At 51.6% G+C, this 18,529-nt stretch carries 11 protein-coding genes; 4 read left to right on the top strand and 7 right to left on the bottom strand.

The window, feature by feature from the left end:
- Entirely contained in the window at positions 1 to 1,257 is a 1,257-nt protein-coding gene (locus J7619_RS08580) for a TolC family protein (protein WP_291196972.1), read from the bottom strand.
- A 218-nt stretch (positions 1,258 to 1,475) separates the two neighbouring features.
- Between J7619_RS08580 and J7619_RS08575 the strand changes: the two genes are divergently transcribed.
- Genes J7619_RS08575 through J7619_RS08560 form a run of 4 tightly spaced genes read left to right on the top strand, consistent with a single transcriptional unit; the run spans position 1,476 to position 4,859 of the window.
- Positions 1,476 to 2,837: a sensor histidine kinase gene (locus tag J7619_RS08575; protein ID WP_291196970.1), complete on the top strand. Its 1,362-nt coding sequence runs from the start codon at positions 1,476 to 1,478 to the stop codon at positions 2,835 to 2,837.
- A 17-nt stretch (positions 2,838 to 2,854) separates the two neighbouring features.
- On the top strand, positions 2,855 to 3,226 hold the full coding sequence (locus J7619_RS08570) for a response regulator (RefSeq protein ID WP_291196968.1): 372 nt from the start codon (positions 2,855 to 2,857) through the stop codon (positions 3,224 to 3,226).
- On the top strand, positions 3,223 to 4,269 hold the full coding sequence (locus tag J7619_RS08565; protein WP_291196966.1) for an adenylate/guanylate cyclase domain-containing response regulator: 1,047 nt from the start codon (positions 3,223 to 3,225) through the stop codon (positions 4,267 to 4,269). The genes J7619_RS08570 and J7619_RS08565 overlap by 4 nt, the downstream gene beginning before the upstream one ends.
- A 2-nt stretch (positions 4,270 to 4,271) precedes the next feature.
- Positions 4,272 to 4,859: an HD domain-containing protein gene (locus tag J7619_RS08560; protein ID WP_291196964.1), complete on the top strand. Its 588-nt coding sequence runs from the start codon at positions 4,272 to 4,274 to the stop codon at positions 4,857 to 4,859.
- Here the strand turns inward: J7619_RS08560 and J7619_RS08555 are convergent.
- The 6 genes from J7619_RS08555 to J7619_RS08530 form a co-directional block, all read right to left on the bottom strand.
- The gene (locus J7619_RS08555) at positions 4,854 to 8,126 is read right to left on the bottom strand and encodes a cyclic nucleotide-binding domain-containing protein (RefSeq protein WP_291196962.1); all 3,273 of its coding nucleotides are present in this window, start codon (positions 8,124 to 8,126) and stop codon (positions 4,854 to 4,856) included. The two genes, J7619_RS08560 and J7619_RS08555, sit on opposite strands and share 6 nt — an antisense overlap.
- Positions 8,127 to 8,232: 106 nt before the next feature.
- Positions 8,233 to 10,500 (bottom strand): cation:proton antiporter, encoded by a 2,268-nt coding sequence (locus tag J7619_RS08550; protein ID WP_291196960.1) that lies wholly within the window; start codon positions 10,498 to 10,500, stop codon positions 8,233 to 8,235.
- 83 nt (positions 10,501 to 10,583) lie between these two features.
- Positions 10,584 to 12,068 carry a mandelate racemase/muconate lactonizing enzyme family protein gene (locus J7619_RS08545; RefSeq protein WP_291196958.1) on the bottom strand — a complete coding sequence of 495 codons (1,485 nt, stop codon included), beginning with the start codon at positions 12,066 to 12,068 and terminating at the stop codon, positions 10,584 to 10,586.
- Between the two features lie 105 nt (positions 12,069 to 12,173).
- Positions 12,174 to 13,106 (bottom strand): RraA family protein, encoded by a 933-nt coding sequence (locus J7619_RS08540; RefSeq protein WP_291196956.1) that lies wholly within the window; start codon positions 13,104 to 13,106, stop codon positions 12,174 to 12,176.
- A 30-nt stretch (positions 13,107 to 13,136) separates the two neighbouring features.
- Entirely contained in the window at positions 13,137 to 14,669 is a 1,533-nt protein-coding gene (locus tag J7619_RS08535) for a SusD/RagB family nutrient-binding outer membrane lipoprotein (protein ID WP_291196954.1), read from the bottom strand.
- Positions 14,670 to 14,843: 174 nt separating this feature from the next.
- Positions 14,844 to 18,299: a SusC/RagA family TonB-linked outer membrane protein gene (locus J7619_RS08530; protein WP_291196952.1), complete on the bottom strand. Its 3,456-nt coding sequence runs from the start codon at positions 18,297 to 18,299 to the stop codon at positions 14,844 to 14,846.
- Positions 18,300 to 18,529: the final 230 nt, after the last annotated feature.

Raw genomic sequence — 18,529 nt, 5'->3', positions numbered from 1 at the left:
TTATTGCGCGATTTGATTGATCATTCCGGATGCGTAAAGGAGGTCGATATAGCTCTGGCGGTACTGGCCGAGTACGTCGTAATACTGCTGCTGCGTATCGAGCCAGCTGCGCTGGGCTTCCAGGAAGTCGATAATCGTCGTCCCGCCACGGAGGTAAGAATATTTAACACTGTTAAGAATTGTTTGGGATTGAGTTAGTAACTGATTGAAATTCTGTAAGTTTTGCTTTTGAGTGACGTAGCTTTTGTAAGCGGTGAGGATTTCGGTCTGCGCTTGCGTCTCCGTCGCGCGAAGGGCTTGTTCCGCCTGTTGTTTCAAGACCTGTGACTTCTTGATCTCGCCCTGGTTTCTCGAAAAAATAGGTATTTCGACGGTTCCGTATACGCCCATGTAGTGTGCCTTGTTTTGGGGGTTGTAAATCAGCCCCAGTTCGGGTACGGGTAAAGCGCTCGATTTTTGCAGTTTGATATTGGCATCAGCCACGTCCATCGTCGATCTGATGGCCTGGATATCGGTACGGTTTTGCAATGCCTGCTCTACGATGGCGTCCATCCGGTCGGGGAATGCAAATGCGAACTGATCGGTGGTATCGATCTGGATCGAGTCCTGTACGCCTATGAGAAATTTCAGGTTCGATAGCTGGTTGCGGTATTCCTGCGATGCCGATTTGAGCTGAATGTCGTATTGGTTCGCGAGCAGCTCCGTGCGGGCGAGGTCGGTGGTGGTGATCACCTGGTTTTTCAGGCGCAACCGGTTGATATTCGCCAGTGAATCGACATTAGCCTTCGCCGTGCCCAATAAATCGAGCTGCTTCCGCGCTGCCCAGACATCCAGCCATTTCTGTGCAACTGTCTGAAACAGATGACGTTCCGTGTCGGCATATTGCCTTTGAGTAAGCCTGACGTTTTGCTGTGCGAAATTAATCTTGTTCTCTCTCTGTACAGGCAACTGAAAAGGCTTGGTGAGCTGCCACCAGATCTGCCGGTTTGCGCCGTTAAACCACCCGGTGTTTTCAGGGAACTTGGAAGATTGCACCAGCTGCAACGACTGGTTGTTTAATATCAGATTGGGTCGGAGCTGGGCCGTAGTAATGTCGGCCTGCGAGACGTCGACATTGAATTGCTCGCGTTTCAGGATGGGGTTATTGGACTTTGCCGTTTGCAGGGCTTGCTGCAAATTGTAGGTGGTTTGGGCCCTTGCCGACGCCATTCCCACCAGAACCAGGATGAGAACCCGCTTGAAAACTGGATAGCACATGTTCGTTTAGTTTGAATTACCTGCGGGCAAAGGTTCTCAGTCGTGCTAAAAATGGTATTAAAACTGTTTTATAAAATCATTAAAATTCGATTATAAATAAATTAGAGCGGCGTATTCGGGAGGGATTCGGGGCACAACCGATATTTGGGGGAAAATAAGTACTTTGCCAATTGTTAGGGAATAATAGTAAAACAGAACTACTATTACAATATTTCTACATGCATTTTATAGTCGCCTTCTTCCTGGTACAGTATGCTCACTCCGTGATGAAGCATACGGACCACGCATCCAAATGGGACAACTTTTTCAAGTATGCGCGCATTGTCATTTTTTCACTGATTGCGACCTACTATATAGCTAATTCGCCCGACTGGTTTGGGTGGATCTGGAACCTCGGATTACTCGGGTTGGTGCGTTTTTTTAACCAAAACGACGATTTCAAATCAATCCGGTCCACAACGCAATCGGTGCTGCCGTTCGTTGGCATATCGATGGTGAACGATTTTTTCGAGCAGGTATTTCCCAAATTTTTTCACAGTTACGAGCAGTTTTTTCAAATCGCGCTTTCGTTCGCATTCATTTTCTGTTTTGTGATCTGGTTTTACGCCCGGAAGCAGCAGAAGGTTTTAACGCAGGAGCGGGAAGAGCGGCTTCGCGAAGAGCAGATCGCGAAGGAAACGAAGCTGTCGCTCGAATATCTCGTAGCGGAACGCACGCAGGAACTGACCCAGCAGAAGGAAGAGCTGCAAAAAGCGATTGAAGAACTGAAAGCGACGCAAAACCAGCTGATACAGAGCGAGAAAATGGCTTCATTGGGCGAACTCACAGCCGGAATCGCGCACGAGATACAAAACCCTTTGAACTTCGTGAATAACTTCTCGGAAGTGTCCGTCGAGCTGTGCCAGGAACTGGAAGAAGAGATAGATAAAACCGGCATCGACGATAACGATAAGGACTATATCAAAGGTATTATCAGCGACCTGAGCCAGAACCAGCAGAAGATCACGCACCACGGTAAACGTGCCGATTCCATCGTGAAGGGAATGCTGCAACACTCGCGGGCGTCGTCGGGCGAGAAGGAGCCAGTGGAGGTGAATGCGCTCGCGGACGAGTACATGCGCCTGGCGTACCACGGCCTGCGCGCGAAAGACAAGGAGTTTAATGCGGCATTGGTAACCGATTTCGACGCGACGATCGGGACGGTCAATGTGCTGCCACAAGATCTGGGCCGTGTTTTTCTCAACCTTTTTACCAATGCATTCTACGCGGTGGCCGAGAAAAAACGGAAACTGACCGAAGCCGGGCAATTGGGCGATTACAAGCCGGAAGTCAAAATCAGTACCAAAAAATTTGATAACAAACTATATATCAGGGTTTCGGATAATGGGACGGGTATGCCCGAGCACGTGAAAGCAAAGATATTCCAACCGTTTTTTACGACTAAACCTACCGGTCAGGGAACTGGCCTGGGCCTCTCGATGAGCTACGACATCATCACGAATGGTCATGGAGGCGTACTCGAAGTGGACACGGTGGAAGGAGAGAAGACGGAGTTCCGCATTACCATACCTATTGCCTGATCAGCCCCAAGATGGACATGAAAATACTGGTTGTAGACGACGAGGAAGACGTCAAATCGCTTTTTGAGCAGAAATTCCGCCGGGAGATCCGTGGCGGCCAATTCGAGTTTTCATTCGCATTTTCGGGCGAGGAAGCGCTGGAATTCATGCAAAACCACCCTTCGGAGGTGGTGATGATCCTGTCGGACATTAATATGCCCGGTATGAGCGGGATCGAGCTGCTGAAAAAGATCCGGGCCGATCACCCCTCGGCGCCGCCGCAGGTGATGATGATCACCGCTTATGGCGACGCAGCGAACCACGATCAGGCCATGCAGCTCGGCGCCGACGATTTTCTGACCAAACCCGTCAACTTTAACGAACTGAAAGAGAAACTGCTCCTATTATGAAAGCCAAGATACTCGTAGTGGACGACGAGGCCGACCTGCAACTGCTGATCAAACAGAAGTTCAGGCGGCAGATCCGCGAACAGCAATATGAATTTGTTTTTGCTGAAAACGGCCTGCAAGCGCTCGAAGTGCTGGCGGAGCATCCCGACGTCGACATGGTGTTGAGTGATATCAATATGCCGGAAATGGATGGTCTGACGCTCCTCGTGCGGCTGGGGGAGCTGAGCCCGATACTGAAATCGGTGATCGTTTCGGCCTACGGCGATATGGACAATATCCGCACGGCCATGAACCGCGGCGCATTCGATTTTTTGACCAAACCGATCGATTTTCGCGATTTGGAGGTCACGATGGAGAAAACGCTGCAATATGTGGCGCAACTGAAAGATACTTTGAAAGCGGTACGGGAAAACGACATTCTCCGGATGTACGTCGATGCCTCGGTATTGCAATTTATGACGCAGGAGACGTTCGAAAAGTCGCTGATGACCAGCGAGAACATCGAAGGAACGGTCGTTTTTATGGATATGTGCGGTTTTACGGCTATTTCCGAGAAAGAGCAGCCGGACCGTGTGGTGAAGCTCATCAACAAGTATTTCGATGTGATGGTGAAGGAAATCATCGCCCAGGGCGGGCACGTCGACAAGTTCATGGGCGATGCGGTCATGGCCGTTTTCCGGGGCGAATATCACCTTGATCGCGCGGTGGAATCCTCGCTGGCGGTCCGTAATCATATCAACGGTTTTAAAGAGGAACTGTCGGATCAATCGGGTTACTTCCCGAAGGTTTCGATAGGGATCAATTCCGGCGAAATGGTGTCGGGAAACATTGGTTCGGCCGCGTTGAAACGGCTGGATTATACCGTGATCGGCGATGTCGTGAATGTGGCCCAACGGCTGCAATCCATCGCGAAGCCGGGGCAGGTAGTGGTGCCGGATTCGGCCTATGAGAAGCTGAAAGAGGCGTTTAAATGCAGCCTGGTCGGCGAGGTGAACCTCAAAAACAAATCAAACCCGGTATTGATCTACGAAGTGCTCGAATAGCCATGCAAAGCGAAAAGGCTGAACAATATGTGCTCGAAAAGCTGAAAAAGGGACTGGACCGTACACTCTTTTACCACGGCCCCCATCACACGCTCGATGTCGTGCAGGCGTCCGCCGAAATCGCGGCGTTGGAGAATATCACCGACGATGAGTCCCTGGCATTACTGCGGACAGCGGCATTTTACCACGACAGCGGTTTCCTGACGACCTACCAAGGCCACGAGGAAGCCGGTTGCGCGATCGCACGCGAGGTTTTGCCCGGATTCGGCTACAATCCAAGGCAAATTGAAACAATATGCGGTATGATACTGGCTACAAAGATCCCGCAAAGCCCCAAAAACGCGCTGGAAAGGGTTATTTGCGATGCCGACCTGGATTACCTCGGGCGTGACGATTTCGAGCCGATTGCAGCTACTTTATTCGAGGAATTGAAAGCCCGGGATATGGTGGAAGATATTCCTGCGTGGGATTCGGTGCAGGTCAGGTTTCTGGAAGCACATGCGTACTGGACGGCTTCGGAGCGGAAGCGTCGGGATGCCGTCAAGCAACAGCATCTCCAACACCTCAAAAATACGGCACGCGCCCTATAACTGGCGCATTTTCTCATTCTGAACGCGGATGCGCTGGCAAAGAATGCGCAGCACATTGCGCAGGATCTCATCGCGTTCTTCCATCAGTTCAAAGAAATCTTCCTGGTCTATGCGGAACACCAGCACGTCAGTTTCGGCCACGGTCGTAGCCGAGCGTGGCTCGGTGTCGAGCAATGCCAGCTCCCCGAAGATCTCGCCCTTATCGAACAATGCGAGCTGTTTGGGGCCATCATAAATCCCCACCTGGCCGGTGTAAATGATGTACATCGAATCGCCGAGATCGCCTTTGGCAAATATCTCCTGGCCGTCGCTGTAAGTCACTTCTTTCATGATCGGGGCGATGGAGCTGAGCACGTTCTCGGGCGTCTGCGCGAAAAGCTGGGTGTTTTTAAGGACGATCACCCTTTCCATTTCGGAAATCTGCTGGGTTGGTTCGGCGTGTTTCATAGGGATTCTAAGCGAGAATTTAAGGTCGGGGCGCAGGGCGAGGATGGCATATCGTTCGTGCACGGCCTCGCGTATCAGGCGCGATGAATGGTTGGCGAGCTTTTCAAGATGGATCAGGTCGGCCTCGGTAACGTCGCATTGGCCAACGGCCAGCGCGATGGTCCAGGTTGTGAACGACCGCTCCTCCTGCGAGAGAATAGTCGTGATCAGCGACAATCCGGGATCGACGTTGCCCATGTACTGGCGCAGCGCGTCGCGCTTTTTCTGGATGGGAATATTTTCGAATAATGCATGCAGTGACGGGTACAGCATACGCGGCAAAAGGCTCTCGATGAGTTCAAGCGAATTGGCCCGTTTCTCCTTGCTCGCATGCCGGATTCCCTTCCATGCACTCTGTACAGCTTCCTTATCGTACTGCATCATAAACAGGTAGAACAGCCTTTGGGCAGTCAGTTCGAGTTCGTATTCCAGCGCATTGTTCCAGGTAACATTGCTTTCGGAAGCATCCATTCCGTTGAGTAACTGCCCCGCATGGATCAATTCTTTTTCTACAAACTCAGGGATAACCTCTTTATAGTCAGATATTAATGTATAATGGCTGAGCGCTTTTAAGGCGGAGATATGGGTGAAACTATCGATATTTTCAATATGAATATCACTTTCCTTCCTTTTAGTATTACTGATATTTTCAGTATTAATTAAAAATTTATGCTGGTAAATATTTTTAATAAGGTTAAAAAGTATTTGAAGTATAAATTCGTGCCTACCTTTTTCGGCGGTTTTAATGAACGTCCGGATGCGCTCGCCGGTGGTATCCTGCTGTAACCATTCCTCGATAATGCGGATACCCAGGTCGCCGGAATTGATCATCGCATGGATGGTGGCCGGGGTTAAAGTGCCCGTGAGCACAAGGCGCAGATCGCGCAGCAGGGCGGGAGAGCCTACGGTCGCCGCTACCTCGATCGCGTAATTGCGCACGCGTTGTGAGCCGTTGCGAATGCAGCTTTTGAGCAGGTTTTCGTAAGAATTAATGCCCGTTACTTTCAGGCAGTCGAGCGCAGCGAGTTGGTCGCTTTCCTGCTCCGAGCCGAACAGCCTTTGCAGCGTGCCGTGGATCAACGGGAGGGCTTTTCCCGCTTCCCAGCAGCCGATGATGGTCCCCTTCACAATATCGAGGTCGCGGTGGGCGAGGAAACGGGCGGTTTGCTCCTCGTTCAGGCGTCCGTTCGCACAGGCAAGGCGTACGGCCAGCACCTGGCAGGCTGCGTCGGGTTCGTCTTCGATATACTGAATAAATGAAGCTGAGAGCTCCGGCTTGTCAAGCGCCGAGAGCGTTTGCAAAGTTTTTAACCGGACCTGAACAAACGGGTTTTTCAGGAGCTCATCGGCATGTTTGCGGAAGAGCGAAACCTTGTTCCTGGCGAGCCAGTCGATCGCATTCAAAACTTCTTCCTTGCGGTCGCTTTGCAGGTTTTCGGTAATGATCGGCAATGCTTCCGCAGGGGAGGCCATTTCGCCGCTGCGGATAAACCGCTTGCTGATCGCCGATTTCAATTCCTGCATGTAATGACGATAAGTTTTGCGGAACACAAATAACGCGCCCAACGCGAACAGCAGCGACAAGTCGAGAGTGAGGCTGATGTCGCTCCAATGCTGCGTGTAGATGATCCAGAGCATAGCGCCGGCGATAAGCATTCCCAGCGGCTCAAAAAGGCCTTTGGCGAGCGTGTGACCTTTCAAACGGGTTTTGGTGGAAAGCGGCTGGAACAAAACCAGGAAAACCGGGTCGAAAATGGTCCTCCTGACCAGCTCGAAAAGCAGGTAGGCAATGCAGTAATACACCAGCAGCGATGGCTCGTCTTTCCGGAAATAGGACGATACCAGCAGCCCCAGCGAAATGGCGATGGTCGTCAGCGGCAACAGGTACAATGTGAGTTTGATGCCGAAACGCTCCACAGTTTTGCCGGACAGCAGCATTTTAACAAATGTCGAGATCACATACGTGGCCGTCAGCAGTGAACCGACGAAGAAAATCACGTCGTGCTGGCTGTGAAATTTGTATTTGACATTAACAAAAAAGTGGTACTCGATCCAGGTGGCGGTAGCTGCAATAGCGACCATACCGATGCAGAGCGAGGTAAGCAGCTTGTTGCCGCCGAAATACTTCTGGATAATGCGGGAATCGGATTCCGTGTGGCGCGTGCGGGTGTGATGTGGGTTAGGAATATCGGTATGCCGGAACGTGAGGATCTGCGTGTAAAATGCCAGTGCGAAGAAAACCAGCGAGATAGCCAGCAATATGGCCAGCACCGAAGGCGAATGGATCAGCACCGCCAGCACGGCACCCAATGCTTTGGCAGGCATATCCCCCGAACCGATCACGCTGAACAGCCTTTTACTTTGCCGCACATCGAAAACCAGCGCGGATAATCCCCAGAATTCTAGATTGATAAGCAAATAGATGACCCGGTAGCCCACCATCACGGCAATGGCCGTAGCGACGCCGTGGCCGACGAGCAGCAGCCCCATCACGATCACGACCATGAATAGCGACGAGAGCATTGTGCCCAGGCTCAGCTTTTTCAGCAGCAGGTGGTGTTCGAAATACTCATAAATCTTCCCCGATGCCATCACGGCCAGCGCAGCGGCGATGTAGGCCAGCGGCAGCGAGTATTCGGGATGGTTTTCGAGCAGGAGCACGTTGGCGGATACATACACCAGCGTGGTACCGACATTCGTGAAGAAGTTATGAAAGAAAAAAAGGATCGTTTGAGGGTTGATGGACTTCGTGAAGCGGTTTTTGCTTAGAAATGGGATCATAGAAGTGGAATGCTAGCGTCACTTCTGTAAAGTAAACACTTATTATTCCTTTTAAAAACCCATTAGGCCGACTTTCCGGCTTTCTGAAAGCCGGAAAGTCTGAGCCTCAGCCCCGTATGATAAGCACGGAAGGGGAATGTGAAAGCCATACGCTGTGCGATTCGACAGCCTTGATCCAGCTTTCGAGGCTGATCACCATGAGGTCCTGGCTTTGCAGAAAGTCCTTTTCAAGCACGTTTTCATAGAGCATCGTCACGTTTTCAGGGGATTTTTCCTGTAAAGCATCCAGCGCCACGCCGGTCTCGACGTGCTGGCTGACTGTTTGCGACGGGTCCATGATCGTTATCCGCAGCCCGTTTACAGTCGCGAAACGTTCGGCGAATGGCAGGAGGCGGCGATCTTCCGGTGTGAACAATGGCATGAAAACCTGTTCCACCTGTTCCAGATTTTTTTCAATGAGAATACCGACCGGAACTTTCACCGACCGGATAATGTGCGTTGTGCGCTCGTCGAACACATCGGCATGGAAGAGCTTTTCTTTACCGGTAATGGTGTCAAAAAGGCGTTCCCTGCTCACGAATTTGGACGTGAAGCCCAATATTTTACCTAAAAAAGTACCCTCGAACACCGATCGCCCGACCCCGATCATGAGCATATCGAATTCGCCGTCGTTGGCTATTTCGATGATGTCGTGCTCAATGCTTTGCGAAGGTTTGAACAATGATGTGAAAGTGGTATTGAGCTCGTGGGCCTCCTCGTTGATCGGGCGGAAAGTTTCGTATTGGTATTCTTCGGTATTGACCTGGTTGAGATAGCTGCTTGGGGAGAGGTGCAAGGCCGTTATCAGTTGTTCATCAGGCTGTTTGGTAACCAGTTTGTCGGCCAGCCGGAGCATTTTGCGGCCGCCTTGCGGACTGGCGAAGGCGATCAGGATAGAGAACCGGGAAGGTTCATGCACAGGATGGAGATCCTCCCTGGGGGCAGGGAGGAATTTGTCGATCAGATCGAGTGCCGGGCCTGTCATACAGGTGGTTGCCAGCGCCATGATCACCATCATGGTAAAGATTTCGGGCGAAAGCACGCCAATATCGTACCCGATATTGAGCACGACCAGCTCCACGAGTCCGCGGGTGTTCATCAGCGAGCCGATAATGAGGCTGTCGCGCCATGATTGTTTGACAAAGAGCGCCGCTATCGTACTTCCAACAAACTTCCCGGTCACCGCAGCTGCTATGATGAGCCCGGTAACATACCACAGGTGAGCGTCGTTCAGCAGGCCTATCTGAGTTCTCAAACCCGTAAAAACAAAGAACAGCGGCAACAGCAGCACGAGCGCCACGTCCTCCACTTTTTCAATGAAAATATTGCGGAAGCGCTGGTTCGCAGGCATGATTACCCCGGCCATAAACGCGCCAAAAAGGGCGTGGATGCCAATGACTTCGGTTAAATAGGAAGATACGAGCAACACCAGGAAAAACAACGCTACCACCGGTTTGGTAAGTCCTTCGCGGTAGGCATAATGGTCGCCAATGCGTTTCAGCATCGGTTTCACCAGTTGCAACATCAATAATACGTAGCCAACCGAGAGAATGATGGTGTAGATAGCGCTCACAAATTCCCCGGCTTTCACGATGGCGATCACGGCCGCGAGGATGCACCAGGCGGTAATGTCGTCGGTGGCGGCGCAGGTGATCACCATCATGCCCAGGCGTGTACGGGAGAGTCCGCGTTCCTGCACGATGCGAGCGAGCACGGGAAATGCCGTGATACTCAATGCAATACCGGTAAAAAGCGCAAATGAAAGAAAGCTGATGCCTTCCGGTGCAAATTCGGTATATAGATACAATGCGAGCCCTACGCCGAGCGCGAACGGAAGAATAATGCTGGCGTGGCTGATTACAATGGCTTCCTGTGCTTTGGTTTTCAGCACTTTCAGGTCGAGCTCCATGCCGATAATGAACATGAAGAGAATAAGCCCTACCTGGCTGAGAAACTGCAAATTACTGAGGGAGGTTTTAGGAAAAACGAATGCGGAAAGCTCCGGGAAGAACATTCCAAGCACCGAAGGCCCGAGGAAAATCCCTGCGGCGATCTCGCCGATGACCGTCGGCTGACCGATGGCCTTGCAAATCCAGCCGAACAGGCGGGCTACGATGATGATGGTGACGATTTGGGCGAGGAGCGTGGCGAGCGGGTGGGTGAGGTTGTGCCCGAAGGTGTCTGTAAATTGCTCCCAGGATGAAGTGGTTTGCGTTTTGTGCGTAATCTGATCGGCTTTTTCCAGGAAAGTGCCCTGTCGGATAAAGAAGTAAAGCAGGGCTGCGAAAATTCCGATGGTAATGCAGTAAAAGAGTACGTTGCGAATATTCTTCATTAGTACATATGAGAGTGAAGCGCGCAAAATACTGAAATAAGCCGAAAGATGGTAGGATCAAAGTCCTACCATCTTTCCGGCGGTTAGCTCCACAAGCGATCGTGCGAACGTTTTTCGTTCCAGTCGGGTGTCGGCGCGAAGTAGGATTTGTCCTTTGGATGCAGGTGTTTTTTCACTTCCTCGTCGACCAGCTCGATACCCAGGCCGGGTGCTTCCAGCGGTACGGTGGCATAACCCTTATCGATCAGCTTGCGGCCGTCGGTGGTTTTCACCAGGCTTTCCCACCACGGCACGTCCACCGAGTGGTGTTCCAATGCCAGGAAGTTTTGCGTAGCGGCAGCGCAGTGTACGTTGGCCATAAAGCTGACTGGCGTACCCGCAAAGTGCATCGCCATAGCAATGCCGTGATCCTCGGCGTAATCGCCAATGCGTTTTGTTTCAAGCAGTCCGCCCGATGATGCCAGGTCGGGGTGAACGATATCCACGGCGCGCTGCTCGATCAATGCCTTGAAACCCTCTTTGAGGTAAATGTCCTCGCCGGTGAGTGTAGGGGTTTCGAGTGCGTCGGAAATGGTTTTCCATTGGTCGGTGTATTCCCAGGGCACCATGTCCTCGAACCACGCGAGGCGGTATTTGTCGAGCGCTTTACCGAGACGAATGCCGTTGTTTAGGTCAAAATGGCCGTAGTGGTCCGAAGACAGCGGAATTTCGTAACCTACCACACCACGTACTTCCTCCACTACTTTCGCCATTTCGTCCAGCCCTTTCGGGGTGATCTGGATAGCCGTGAAAGGGTGTTTGGTATTCGCGTAGGAATGGTAATCGCCCGCCCATTGTGAGAAGCCGCCGCCCCAGACCTTGTTGTTTACCACGCTGCCCTCGTTGTTGCGCAGCATACCGATCGAAATATCCATTTTGAGCCAGGTATAACCCTGGTCCTGCGTACGGAATTTGATTTTTTGCTTAAACTCGTTGATATCGTTCGACTCCGGGGTATCCGCATACAAACGCACTTTATCGCGGTAACGGCCGCCCAACAACTGCCAGCAAGGCACACCGTAGGCTTTGCCACAAAGGTCCCAAAGCGCCATTTCCACCCCACAAACACCACCCGCCTGACGGCCATGGTAGCCAAACTGCTTGATCGATTTGAACAGCTGCTCCACATTACAGGGGTTCTGGCCAAGTAAATGACTCTTCAGGAATAGCGCGTAACGCTCGTCGGCACCATCCCGTACTTCGCCAAGACCATAAATGCCCTGGTTGGTATCGATACGGATAATGGGCGTCCGGCCCACATTCTGTACAATGCAATAGCGCAAGTCGGTGATTTTCAATTCCGAGGGTTTCGAGGCACGACTCACTTTGGAAGTAGCTTGCGCAATGGTGTCCTCGGTCGACATCGACATGAAACCGCCCAATGCAATGCCGCCCACGGCCGTTTTGCGCAGGAAGTTCCGGCGGCTGTCTTTGGTAGTTGGATTCGCTATTTCCGCCGTAGTAGCCGCTTTTTCAGCGCTTTCAACCCTCTTATTTTCAGAAATGATTTGTTTTAAGATGTTTTTCATTGTGTTAATGCTTTAAGCCTTAGGCTATAAGCTTTAAGCGTTCGGCTGCATGTATTGTTTTCAACATAAGCAGCTTACAGCCTATCGCTTACAGCTTGTAGCAGTTTAATAATTTCTTTCCTTCAAATAATCATCCAGTTCCTTCTTCGTCATCGGCAGTTTGCCGGGGTAGTTATTTACCCAGTTGAGAAAATCCTTCTGGATCGTTTCCGACCATTTGGTATCGATTTCCCCGGGCGTGTACTTACCCTCGCGCAGGCGCAGGTGCCCGAATTCATCGCGCAAAGCCGTTACTTCCGACGTGATCACCAGTTCTTCCACCAAATGTGCCGGAATGAAGATGGTACCATATTTTTTAGCCAGTACCACATCCCCCGGAAGCACCACCGCACGGCCAATACGGATTGGCGTGTTGATGTTCGTGAGCATCATTTGCTGGATGTAGGAAGGGTCCTGGCCTTTGATCCAGGCATTGAAACCTTTGATCTCGCTCAGCCCTTCCACGTCGCGTACCGAGCCATAGAAAATTACCCCGCGTTTGGATTTGGCGTAAATGGAGTTGCCCAGGTTGTCGCCTATGAGCGTGCCGTCGGCGATTTTCCCATAGCCATCGGCCACGTACACATCACCTTCTTTGAGCACGTCGATTGGCCAGGAGTTGGTACCGCCCGTCTGGACGCGACCTTCTTTTTTACCGGTTTCCTTCACCAGGTCTTGCAAATCGGGGCGGGCGGGCATGTATTGCGCAGTTACCACGCGGCCTGTCATGGTGCTGTCGTTGTGGATCAGCTGCCACTCGCCTTCGAACTGGTTATGGTAGCCCTTGTTACGGAGCACGCCCCAGGCTTCTTCCATCGAAATGTTTTTCAGGCGGGCGAGGATCGCGTCCGAAACGCGGGGCCGACCGTCCGGCGAGCGTTCTCCCTTCCAGCCGGAGGTGTAGGCTTTGATCTGATCAGGAGTAGGGGAGATCGCTTGTGCATGGGAAGCGGCGCTTCCCAGCACAAACGCTCCCGCAAGCAAGGTTTGTTTGAGCATAAAAGAATAATTAAGGGTTGGTATTGATTGTTATTTATCCCAAAAAACGGGTGTTCCAAGCTCGTCAGGGCCCATTCTGGCAACGGCCTCCTTGTAGTTGGCCTCATTCACCGAACGTTCGAGAACAGGGTACACCAATCTCTTGATGAAATCCTTCACTGATGGGTCTTTACCCGGGTAATTGTTGATCGGAAGCGTCGGAAAGCCACTTCTGCGGAAGTTCGCCCAGGCCTCGGAACCGTTCAGGAATGAGGAGATCCAGTACTGGTTGTTGATCTGCTCCAATGCTTTCGCCGGTACAAACGGGTTGGCGGTCAGGAAAGCATCCTGGCTGGCGGTCGGGATGGTTGCGAGCACGTCGTACGTGGCCATCTGGTTCATATGCGCGCGCACGCCGGCCTCGTACAGCGCCTTGACGTCGCCCGTTGCCCATCCGCGCTGTACTGCTTCCGCGAGCAGGAGGCTGGTTTGTGAATAGGTAATGAAGAACTCCGGCGCGTCTATTTTACCGAGCGTTCGGCGGTTAATCTGCGAATACTTGAATGCAGAACCGATTTTACCCGGGAAATCGGGCGCATTGGCGATCGTGGATTCGTTGTAGCCGTAAGGCATTCCTTGCTGGCTCGCCGGGGTAGTATCCTCTGCGCCGGCAGTGGCAAGCGGGTTTCCTGGCGTTTCATATTTCACGGCGATCACACGAATGCGCGGATCGCTGGTTTCTTTCAGGAAATCGACCAATGCCTTGCCCAGGTACACGTTGCCGCGCTCGGTTCCCTGGAAATAGTTGGCCAGCGGGTGGTTGAATGTGCTGTTGAACGCGATCAGCGCATTGTCCGCGTTGGAGCTTAGCAAACCGCCATTCGCAGGATCAACAGCAACTGCCACATATTGCTTCGCCTTCGCCGCATCAATTTTGGAATAGCGCATGGCAGCGCGGAGCAGCAACGAGTTCCCCAGCTTTTTCCATTGGGCAATATTTCCTTTGAAAAACAGGTCGCCTGCCTCGATGGCCTTGCCGGCGTCCAGGGCTTTGGTACCTTCCTGCAACTCTTTCAGGATATCGTCGTAGATCACTTTCTGATCGTCGTATTTGGGCAGGTTAATACCTTCCAGAAACGCCTTTCCGGCCTCAAAGTAGGGCACATCGCCGTAGGTATCTACCAAAACCATAAATACGTAGGCCTTCCAGATCCGTGACATGTTGTACAGGTTGCTGCGGGCAGGGGTATCCTTGGTTTGGGCTATAACTGTCGTCAGCAGGTTTACAGGGCCGTTTTGTAAATACAGGGAATTGAAATTGGCATTCGAATTAGGATCGGAAACGGCATTGTGGTTACCGCCCTCGAGTACGCCTGTGTAAGGGGTATTGATCTGCTGCACGATCTGCATCTGGTAGTTCTGCGTCGCAATGGCAGAATTGAATTGCGCGTTCGAGAACAGGTAAACGGGGTCTACACTCGTGGCTAGTACCGGGTTTTTGTTCACATCTTCGAACCCTTTATCGCACGAACTGGCACCGATGAGCATTGCGAACGCCGCGGCATATATGAATAATCGTCTCATAGTTTTAATGATTGAATGGTCCGCCGTGGAACGGGGAATGGTTGAATGATTGAATGACTGAATGACTGAATTGGGAATGAGTGAATGAGTGAATGAGTGAATGAGTGAATGAGTGAATATCCCTTTCCTCCTTCATCCTTTTCCTCCGTTCTTCCCCTTTTCCGCGATTTGTCATTATAGTTTAATGTTCAAGTTCACTCCGTAACTCCGCGTGGTTGGAAGCGTATGCGTTTCGATGCCTTGCAGGTTGTCGGAGGCCGATACCTGTGCTTCGGGATCGAGGTTATCGATATACTTCTTGATCATCAGTACGTTGTTGCACATTGCGGAGAGCGTCAGGCCTTTGATGAAGGTCTTGTCGCGTACGAAGCGCGAAAGGTCATAACCTATGGACAGTGTTCTCCAACGCACAAATGCGCCGTTGTATACGAAAGGCGAAGCGAGGTTAGTACTGCGGTAAGCGGTGTAGAACTGCTCAGCTTCAACGCGTTGTGTGTTCGGTTCGCCGGTGGCTGTCACGCCTTCGAGCAATACGCCGCCTTCACGACCTACGAGCGATGGCTTCGAAAGCCCTTCACGCAGGAAGTTCAGGTTGGAGTTCGAGAGGATCTTGTTACCCGCCTTGAAATCGATTTGCGTGCCGATGCGAATGCCTTTTACATTGATGGTGTTCACCCAAGCGCCGACCCATTTCGGGATCGCGCTGCCGAAAGTGGTGAGGTTGCCCTGCTGCGGCAGACCGCCCGAAGTAACAATGCGGCCCTGCGCGTCGCGCTTGTAATCGAACCCGCGCAATGAGGCGAGTGGTTTGCCCACTTCATGTGACACGATCCCGAAAAATTCACCTGTACCGACGTCGAAACGGTCCTGTCTTTCGGCCAGTTCAATCACCTTGCTGATGTTATAGCTGCCGTTGAAGCTGGTTTCCCATGTGAAATTGTCGTTGCGTACCGGCACGACGGTCAACAGAAACTCTACGCCCTGGTTACGCAGTTTACCCACATTTACCTTGGTCTGGCTGAAACCTGAAGTGTTCGAAATGCTGACATTCAGGATCTCGTCGACGGTATTTTTACGGTACAATGAAAGATCGAGATTCAGGCGGCTGTCGAACGTCTTCAATTCCAGACCTACTTCCGTTTCTTTCACTTTCAGCGGACGGAGGTTCGCGTTCGGACTCACCGTGGAGGGCAGGTTACCTAGTGCAGTTCCATTGAATGGATTAGCATTGATCGCGTAATACAAATTGTTCGAATACGGGTCCGTATCGCCTCCCACCTCGGCGTAGGCCGCGCGGAGCTTGCCGTAAGTAAGCCAGTCTGGTGCTGTGTTGAATGCCTGGCTGAACACGAAGCTGCCGCTCACAGATGGATACAAGTAGCTGTTAGACTGCGGGTTCAGTGTGGAGAACCAGTCGTTGCGGCCGGTCACATTCAGGAACAGGAAGTTTTTGTAGGAAAACTCGGCTGACCCGTAGATTGAATTGACCTTCTTCTTGCTGTAACTGTAATTCGGGTTTTTGATCTGCCCGTTAGCGATCGTATAAAGGTCGCGCACGTAGAAGTTGGTTACGGCAGTAGATACGTTGTCGCTGACCTGTAACATCTGGTTGCCACCCAATGTGATATCAATCCCGAAATCGCCGAACGATTTGTTCGCACCAATGAGGATGTCCATATTACGTTCGCGGAATGTGGCTACATCCTGGTAGTAGTACCCATTGAAGCCGGTCGCCACTGCGCCAATCGAGCGGGTACCGGTGGGGCGGTTGTAATTGTAGGGACGGGTATAGTAATCCTGCCCGATCCGGCCCTGTACGAATAACCAGTCGGTGAAATCGTAACGCACCGAAGTATTGCCGAAGATGCGGTCACGGTGCACGTTTTCGAAACGGTCGTAAGCCACCCAGTACGGGTTATTACGGTTAGTAAAACGCGCCAGGGGCATTTCGTTGCCGTTGGCATCCTTGCGGTTTTTCAGCCAATCGGTGTCGATGCTGGTAGCCAGGGTATAAATGGTGGTGTTCGCATTCATGTCCTGGATACCGATCTGCGGCGGGTTCTTGTTGTATTCGTTGGAATAATTCGCGTTCAGTTGCGCGGAAAGCTTTTTGGTAAACTTGTAGTTCAACCCGAGGTTGAAGATTTTTTTGTGATAAGCAGAATTCGGCATGATCGCATTGGCATCGGTATTCGCGAAAGAGAGGCGGAAATTTCCTTTTTCATTGCCGCCGGATAATGCAACTGAATTGGTAAAACTGGTTCCTGTGCGGTAAAACTTTTTGATACGGTCTTTGTGGGCTACGTAAGGCTGCGTACTCCCATCGAATTGCGGCGTAGGTTTGCCGTCGAGCTTCTCGCCAAATGCAAATACACCCGAGCTTTGGGCTTCTGCGACGGTGGTAGGGCGTTTCCCAAACTCTCCCTGGCCATACTCATATTGAAAATCAGTGAAATCCAATGCTTCCTGTGCCTGGAAATTCGAGTTCAGTTCTACACCGATGCCGGTCGTTTTGCTGCCGCTTTTGGTCGTAATGATAATGGCGCCGTCCTTTGCCCGGAAACCGTACAAAGCAGCCGCGGCGGCACCTTTCAGCACGGTCATCGATTCAATATCGTCCTGGTTAATGCTTTGCAAACCATCGCCCGCATCAGAGGAGCCGCCGGTGGGGTTACCCGTGCCATTTCCATTCGAGCCACCCGCCGAAACGCTGCTGTTGTTGATCGGAATGCCGTTTACAATGATGAGCGGAGAGTTGTTGCCGCCAAACGACGACTGACCGCGGATACGGATCTTGGTAGAGCCACCCGGACCACTCGCAGGCGGCGTAACATTCAAACCGGCCACTTTGCCCTGCAAGCTGTTACCGAGGTTTGTCGTGCGGTTGGTCGTGAGTTCTTCGGTATTTACGGTGGCTGTCGAGTAACCCAATTTTTTCGCATCCCGTTTGATACCCAACGCGGTAACGACCACCATTTCCAGGTTACGGACATCAGGTGTCATCGAAATATCATAATTCGATTGATTACCCAATGGTATTTCCTGGGGCGTGTAACCCACGTATGAGAATACGAGCGTGCCGCCCGCGTCGGGAACGGCCAGCTGGAATGCGCCTTCGGTATCGGTGGCGGTACCCGCTTTGGTACCCTTCACCACAATGCTCACACCCGGCAGGGGAGCACCCTTTTCGTCGGTGACTTTTCCGGTGATATTGCGGTCGATATCGCTTTGGCTACGGATCATTTCAGGTAATGCGCTGCCGGGTTCGGCATTTTTAATGAGCACAACTTGCTTGCCTTCTATCTTGTAGGTGATGTTGGCAGATTTGAAAAGATCGTCCAGAATGTCGCCCAACGGCCTGTCGACGGCATTGATCGACACCTTTCTTTGCGATTTGATCAGTGAAGAGCTATATGTAAAACGCAACTGTGTCAGCTTGTTGAGTTTGCTCAGTACGGTCTTCATTTCCAAGTTACTGACCTGTATGGTGATTTTCTGGTTCAGAATATCCTGGGCCCCAACGGTGCCTGCTGCTGATACGCTGGCGAAGATTAAGGCAATTAATAATTGGTAAAGTGATATTCTCATAGCCCTGTAAAGTAGCCGGGATAGATGTCGGTGTTTTTTCATACTTTTGAAAGTTTTGTTCAGGATTGAAATGATGGGACAAAATGCTCCTGTATCGCCGCAGATTCCAGTCCGGGCGAGGGGAGGCGCAGGGCCGGTGATGGCGCAATCATCACTGGCTCTTTATCATTCAAAATGGGAGCAGAGTCACGGGTATGTCATAGGCGAAATCTGGGATTAAATGGTAGTTGAATTTAGTCCTGAAAAGGGTTTAGAATTTTGAAATTGCTACT

Source organism: Dyadobacter sp., assembly GCF_017744695.1.
Classification (GTDB): domain Bacteria; phylum Bacteroidota; class Bacteroidia; order Cytophagales; family Spirosomataceae; genus Dyadobacter.
The sequence above is the reverse complement of the archived record's forward strand: the minus strand, read 5'-3'. Positions and strand labels throughout refer to the sequence as shown.

Excerpts from the sequence above, each read along its gene's own strand:
- J7619_RS08580 (WP_291196972.1), bottom strand. The coding sequence starts at position 1,257 with ATGTGCTATCCAGTTTTCAAGCGGGTTCTCATCCTGGTTCTGGTGGGA.
- J7619_RS08575 (WP_291196970.1), top strand. The coding sequence starts at position 1,476 with ATGCATTTTATAGTCGCCTTCTTCCTGGTACAGTATGCTCACTCCGTG.
- J7619_RS08570 (WP_291196968.1), top strand. The coding sequence starts at position 2,855 with ATGAAAATACTGGTTGTAGACGACGAGGAAGACGTCAAATCGCTTTTT.
- J7619_RS08565 (WP_291196966.1), top strand. The coding sequence starts at position 3,223 with ATGAAAGCCAAGATACTCGTAGTGGACGACGAGGCCGACCTGCAACTG.
- J7619_RS08560 (WP_291196964.1), top strand. The coding sequence starts at position 4,272 with ATGCAAAGCGAAAAGGCTGAACAATATGTGCTCGAAAAGCTGAAAAAG.
- J7619_RS08555 (WP_291196962.1), bottom strand. The coding sequence starts at position 8,126 with ATGATCCCATTTCTAAGCAAAAACCGCTTCACGAAGTCCATCAACCCT.
- J7619_RS08550 (WP_291196960.1), bottom strand. The coding sequence starts at position 10,500 with ATGAAGAATATTCGCAACGTACTCTTTTACTGCATTACCATCGGAATT.
- J7619_RS08545 (WP_291196958.1), bottom strand. The coding sequence starts at position 12,068 with ATGAAAAACATCTTAAAACAAATCATTTCTGAAAATAAGAGGGTTGAA.
- J7619_RS08540 (WP_291196956.1), bottom strand. The coding sequence starts at position 13,106 with ATGCTCAAACAAACCTTGCTTGCGGGAGCGTTTGTGCTGGGAAGCGCC.
- J7619_RS08535 (WP_291196954.1), bottom strand. The coding sequence starts at position 14,669 with ATGAGACGATTATTCATATATGCCGCGGCGTTCGCAATGCTCATCGGT.
- J7619_RS08530 (WP_291196952.1), bottom strand. The coding sequence starts at position 18,299 with ATGAAAAAACACCGACATCTATCCCGGCTACTTTACAGGGCTATGAGA.